At 66.2% G+C, this 5816-nt stretch carries 3 protein-coding genes and 1 pseudogene; 1 reads left to right on the top strand and 3 read right to left on the bottom strand.

The features are described 5' to 3' along the window. Window positions 1–179: 179 nt before the first annotated feature. The 3 genes and pseudogenes from NW75_RS26915 to NW75_RS18970 all read right to left on the bottom strand — a co-directional run bounded on the left by NW75_RS26915 (window position 180) and on the right by NW75_RS18970 (window position 3803). Window positions 180–371, bottom strand: a complete 192-nt coding sequence (locus NW75_RS26915; RefSeq protein ID WP_231565323.1) for a hypothetical protein — start codon at window positions 369–371, stop codon at window positions 180–182. Further along, window positions 331–2392, bottom strand: a pseudogene (locus NW75_RS18975) (ATP-dependent helicase). The gene NW75_RS26915 and the pseudogene NW75_RS18975 overlap by 41 nt, the downstream one beginning before the upstream one ends. A 148-nt stretch (window positions 2393–2540) precedes the next feature. After that, complete coding sequence (locus NW75_RS18970; protein ID WP_052192516.1) at window positions 2541–3803, bottom strand: glycosyltransferase; 1263 nt, start codon at window positions 3801–3803, stop codon at window positions 2541–2543. Between the two features lie 252 nt (window positions 3804–4055). Here NW75_RS18970 and NW75_RS18965 point away from each other — a divergent pair, with 252 nt between their 5' ends. Next, window positions 4056–5702 carry an inorganic phosphate transporter gene (locus tag NW75_RS18965; RefSeq protein ID WP_033966839.1) on the top strand — a complete coding sequence of 549 codons (1647 nt, stop codon included), beginning with the start codon at window positions 4056–4058 and terminating at the stop codon, window positions 5700–5702. Window positions 5703–5816: the final 114 nt, after the last annotated feature.

The following is a 5816-nucleotide window of genomic DNA, read 5'->3' as shown; positions in this document are numbered from 1 at the left end:
GCCGGCTTCGGCGCGGCGGACGGAGGTCGGTGAGTTGGGCTTTGGCGTCGGATACGGAGATGTGCATCGGGCGGGTCCTTCTTGGACCAAGTAGATAGACCATTTTGCGTGTTTGGCCAGGGCGCGCTTGATACTGCCCCTCTCCCCGACCCTCTCCCCAAGGGGGAGAGGGAGAAGAATTACCCCACCGTCACGAAACTATCCATCACCCGTTTCCGCCCGGCGCTCTCGAAATCGATCTCCAGCTTATTGCCTTCGATTTCGGCGATCAGGCCGTAGCCGAATTTCTGGTGGAACACGCGCATCCCCACCGCCACGTCCGACCGGCCCTTATTGCCGAGGCTGATCGCCGAGGCGCGGGATTCCTGCACGCGGGACGGTTCGCGGGAAAAGGTGCGGCTGGTGAAATCGCCGCCGGTTGGTGCCGCCGATCCCGGCTGCGCGTTGCCAGCCGGGGCCGCGGCCGGTGCTGCGGGCGACATTGGCGAAGGGGTCGGCGCGTTCGGACCAATTGGCGCGCCACAGGCTCTCGCCGCCCGCCAGACTCGATTCCGCCTCGATATGTTCGGGCGGCAATTCGCCGACGAAGCGGCTGGGGATGCTGCTCGTCCATTGGCCGTAAATGCGGCGGTTGGCGGCGTGGAGGATGATCGCGCGGCGGCGCGCACGGGTGATGGCGACGTAGGCGAGGCGGCGTTCTTCCTCCAGGCTCTTGGTGCCGCCTTCGTCGAGCGCGCGTTGCGACGGGAACAGCCCTTCCTCCCAGCCGACCAGGAATACCGTGTCATATTCCAGCCCCTTGGCGGCGTGGATCGTCATGATCGTGACCTTGGGGTCCTCGGCCGACGCCTCATTGTCCATGACCAGGCTGACATGTTCGAGGAACGCGCCCAGCGTTTCATATTCCTCCATCGCGCGGACGAGCTCGGTGAGGTTTTCGAGCCGACCCGCCGCCTCGACCGATTTCTCGGCCTGGAGCATGGCCGTATAGCCGCTTTCGTCGAGGATGATGCGCGCCAGCTCGCCATGCGGCAGCTCGGTCATTTGCGCGCGCCACCGCGCCATGTCGATGACGAGGTTGCCGAGCGATTTGCGCGCGGCCCCGGTCAGTTCATCGGTGTCGAGCAGACGCGCGGCGGCGGTGACCAGCGGGACGTGCTGCGCGCGGGCGAGTTGGTGGACCTTGGCGACGGCCTTGTCGCCGAGGCCGCGCTTGGGGACGTTGACGATACGATCGAAGGCGAGGTCGTCGGCGGGCTGCGCCACCACGCGCAGATAGGCGAGCGCGTCGCGGATTTCGGCGCGCTCATAGAAGCGAAAACCCCCGATGATGCGATAGGGGATGCCGGTCGCGATGAAGCGGTCTTCGAATTCGCGCGTCTGGTGCTGCGCGCGCACCAGAATGGCGATGTCGTCGAGGGACTTGCCAACCTTTGCGCGCTTTCGATTTCCTCGCCGACGCGGCGCGCTTCCTCGGGGCCGTCCCACACGCCCAGCACCTTGACCTTCTCGCCCGCGTCGAGCTCGGTCCAGAGCTGCTTGCCGAGGCGACCGCTATTGTTGGCGATCACGCCCGAGGCGGCGCCGAGGATGTGCGGGGTGGAGCGGTAATTCTGCTCCAGCCGGATGATCTTGGCGCCGGGGAAATCCTTCTCGAACTTCAGGATATTCTCGACCTGCGCGCCGCGCCACGAATAGATCGACTGGTCGTCATCGCCGACACAGGCGATGTTCTTGCGCTCCTGCGCGAGCAGGCGCAGCCACAGATATTGGACGCTGTTGGTGTCCTGATATTCGTCGACCATGATATATTTGAAGCGGCGCTGGTAATCGGCGAGCACGTCGCGGTCGCGCTGCAGGATGACGAGCATGTGCAGCAGCAAATCGCCGAAATCGCAGGCGTTGAGCGCGATCAGGCGGGTTTGATAGGCGGCGTAGAGTTCCTGCCCGCGGCCATTGGCGTAGAGCTCGCTCTCGCCGGCATCGATTTGGGCGGGGGTGAGGCCTTTGTTCTTCCAGCCGTCGATCAGCCCGGCAAGTTGCGCGCGGGCCAGCGTTTCTCGTCGAGATCGGCGGCTTGGATGAGTTGCTTCAGCAGGCGTAACTGGTCGTCGGTGTCGAGGATGGTGAAGTTGCTTTGCAGGCCGACCAGTTCGGCATGGCGGCGCAGCATCTTGGCGCCGATCGCGTGGAAGGTGCCGAGCCACGGCATCCCCTCGACCACATCGCCGACCAGACGCCCGACGCGGTGGCGCATCTCGCGCGCGGCCTTGTTGGTGAAGGTGACGCTGAGGATCTCGCTCGGCCAGGCTTTGCGGGTGGCGAGCAGATGCGCGAGCCGCGCGGTGAGCGCGGCGGTCTTGCCGGTGCCAGCGCCCGCGAGGACCAGCACGGGGCCTTCGGTGGTGAGCACGGCTTCGCGCTGCTGCGGGTTGAGGCCCGTCAGATAGGGGGGGATCCTGGGGGGAGGGCGCGGGGAGAGTCATTGGTGAACAGGTAGGGAACGCGCGGGCGTCGGGCAAGCGCGTCGTGCAGAGGGGCTAGGCCGCCGGGCTTGGGATCGGGTCGTTGCGCGGCGTGTCGGGCGCGGTCTCGGCGGCGCGGGTGGCGGCGAGCGTGCGCATCAGGCCCAGATATTTGTCAGTAGCACTTTCGATCGTGAAGGTCGCGGCGGCGGTGCGGCGTGCGGCAATGGTCGCGCCGAATCGGGGGCGAGCGTCATCATCGCCTGTGCCAGCGCGGCGGCATCGCCGGTCGGGACCAGCTGGCCGAGCGTGCCGTGGCCAAGCAGATCGGCCATGCTGCAGCAGCAATCGGTCGCGATGATCGGCAGCCCCGCCGCCAGCGCCTCGATCACCACGGCGGGGACGCTTCATAATCCGAGGACAGCACAAAGCGTCGGCCTCGGCCAGCCAGCCGTCGAGCGGATCGACATGTCCCGGCATATAGACGGACCCGGCAATGCCCAGTCGCGCGGCCTGCACCTCGAGCGCGCGACGTTCCGGGCCTTCCCCAAGGATGCGCAGCGTATCGTCGGGCTTGGCGATGCGCGCGAACGCCTCGAGCAGCAGTGCGAAATTCTTCTGCGGAGCAAGGCGGCCGACCGCGAGATAATGGCGGCCCGGTCGCGCACGCACCACGGCGTCGCGCGCGGCCGCCAGACGGCGGAGGTCGGCATCGGCCAGCGCGGGGTCGGCGATCACGCTGATGCGGTTTTGCGGCACGCCGATCAACCGCGCGATTTCGCCGCGCATCGCCGGGGCCATACCGACGAAATGGTCGAGATGGCGGCCCTGGATGCGCAGCCAGCGACGATAGAAATAGCGCAGCGGGGGTGACATGTCGGCGCGGACCAGATCGTTGCTGATCTTCACCACGATCGGCGGACAGGCGCTGCCAAGCGTCAGCTTCAGCGCGACCGCCAGGCTGGTATAGGTATTGCCCGCGCAGAACAGCACGTCAGGGCGCTGGCGCGCGATGATCGCGGGCATGCCGCGCAGCAGCGCCGTGAAGCGCGTAATGCCCCGCGCACGCGGCCGGTGATGGATTTGCGATAAGGCCTGCAAGGCGATTGGTGGCGCGATGCTGGCATCGGCCACGACCATGTGCGCATCGACCCCGGCTGCCGTCCACGCGGCATGCAGCCGCGCGGCGATCCGTTCGACCCCGCCGGGGGCAAAGCTGTTCAGAAAGGTCAGCACACGTAACGGCGCGCGGGTTCGCGCTGTGCGGCTGGAGCCACGGGCAAGATGCAGTTGCGCGCGCTGGCCGATGTCCCCCGGTGCCGAGGCGACGTCAAACATGATGATAGCCCCTCCAGGTCGCCTTCCGCCCAAGGCGTTGCATAAGCGAGCGGGCCGCACTGTGCAAATCGTTCGCCGGACGCAGCGTCCGACAGCACCCGTTTCGCAAATCGGGCCGCTGCAGCGAGCGGCGGCCTGGCCCGAGGAACTGCCTTTGAGGGCTGGCTTTTGGCACTTCAGGCGGGTATCGGGCCACCAACCGCACCGCACGTCATCAACCCGTAACACAACCGAGCGAAGGCCTTCAACGGCATGGCTACCACTTTCCCAGCGTCCCCCGAATCGGCGACGGACGCTTCGCACGGGCCGCGGCTCGATCATCGTTTGCACCCTGCCGGGCGCTGGATTTTCCTGGCGCTGCTGGCGGTGGGGGTCGGCTATGCCGGCTACAGCATCATCGTCGACACCGCTCAGGTGGGCGAGGGGCTGGCGCTCGGCACCTTTGCTTTCCTTGGGCTGGCGCTCTTGATCGCGCTTGGCTTCGAGTTCGTGAACGGCTTCCATGACACCGCCAATGCAGTGGCAACCGTTATTTACACCCATTCGATGCCCGCTGCGCTGGCGGTGGTATGGTCTGGTTTTTTCAACTTCCTGGGCGTGATGCTGTCGAGCGGAGCAGTCGCTTATTCGATCATCACGCTGCTGCCGGTCGACCTCATCCTCCATGTCGGCAGCAATGCCGGCTTTGCGATGATTTTCGCGCTGCTGCTGGCGGCGGTGCTGTGGAATCTGGGCACCTGGTATGTCGGCTTGCCCAATTCATCGAGCCACGCGCTGATCGGATCGATCCTCGGCGTCGGCCTTGCCAACCAGCTTATGACGGCGGGGACCGGCGGCACTTCGGGCGTCGACTGGAGCCAGGCGACCAAGGTTCTGACCGGGCTGTGGATGGCACCGCTGATCGGTTTCGGTGCAGCCTTCCTCTTGCTGCACGTGATGAAACTCGTGCTGCGCAACCCCAAGCTGTACAGCGAGCCCGAGGGCACCGCGCCGCCGCCCAAGGGCATTCGTGCGCTGCTCATCTTCACTTGCACGGCCGTCAGCTTCGCGCATGGCGGCAATGACGGGCAGAAGGGCATGGGGCTGATCATGCTGATCCTGATCGGCTGCGCGCCGACGGCGTATGCGCTCAACCGTACCATGCCGCAGAGCGAGACGCCTGCTTTCGTGGCGAGTGCCAATGCGGCAGCCGCCGCTTTCGCCACCCACGCCGGGTCGCATGATGCGCCGACCGACCTTGACACAGCGCGCACGGTTCTGACGCGGGCATTGCAGGCGCGCCATGCCGATACGCCGCAAGTCTTTGCCGCTGCCGACGCGTTGTCGCGTGATTTGGGGCATCGGATCGGCGCTTACGGGTCGCTCGACAAGGTCCCCGCTGCCGCGACGCCCAATCTGCGCAACGACATGTATCTGGTGCTCGATAGTGCGCGGCTCGCGACCAAGGACAAGGAAGCCTCCGCCAAGATCTTCAGCGCGTCAGAGCTGGCGGCGATCAAGGCGTATCAGACCAATCTCGAAAAGGGCACGCGCTACATTCCGGTGTGGGTCAAGGTGATCGTCGCGCTTGCGCTGGGCCTTGGGACGATGGTCGGCTGGCGGCGGATCGTCATTACCGTTGGCGAGAAGATCGGCAAGTCGCACCTGACCTATGGCATGGGCGCATCGGCCGAGCTGGTTGCGGCGGGAACGATCCTGGCGGCCGAAGTTTACGGCTTGCCGGTGTCGACCACGCACATCCTGTCGTCGGGCGTCGCCGGTGCCTCGGTTGCGAGTGGCGCTGGCTTGCAGCCGCGCACGATCGGTTCGATGGCGCTGGCATGGGTGTTGACGTTGCCCGCCGCGATGGCGCTGGCGGGCGGGCTGTATTGGGTGTTCCTGGGGCTGACCAAGATGTGAGCTTAGCCCCTCTCCCGGCGGGAGAGGGTGGCCGAGCTTAGCTCGGACGGGTTAGGGTGATCGGGCGTGCGCCTTCGCGCGCGTCACCCTCCCTAAGGACTGGGGGATCTCCCC

The organism is Sphingomonas sp. Ant H11 (assembly GCF_000797515.1).
Lineage (GTDB): Bacteria > Pseudomonadota > Alphaproteobacteria > Sphingomonadales > Sphingomonadaceae > Sphingomonas.
This window is presented reverse-complemented; position numbering and strand designations above follow the sequence as displayed.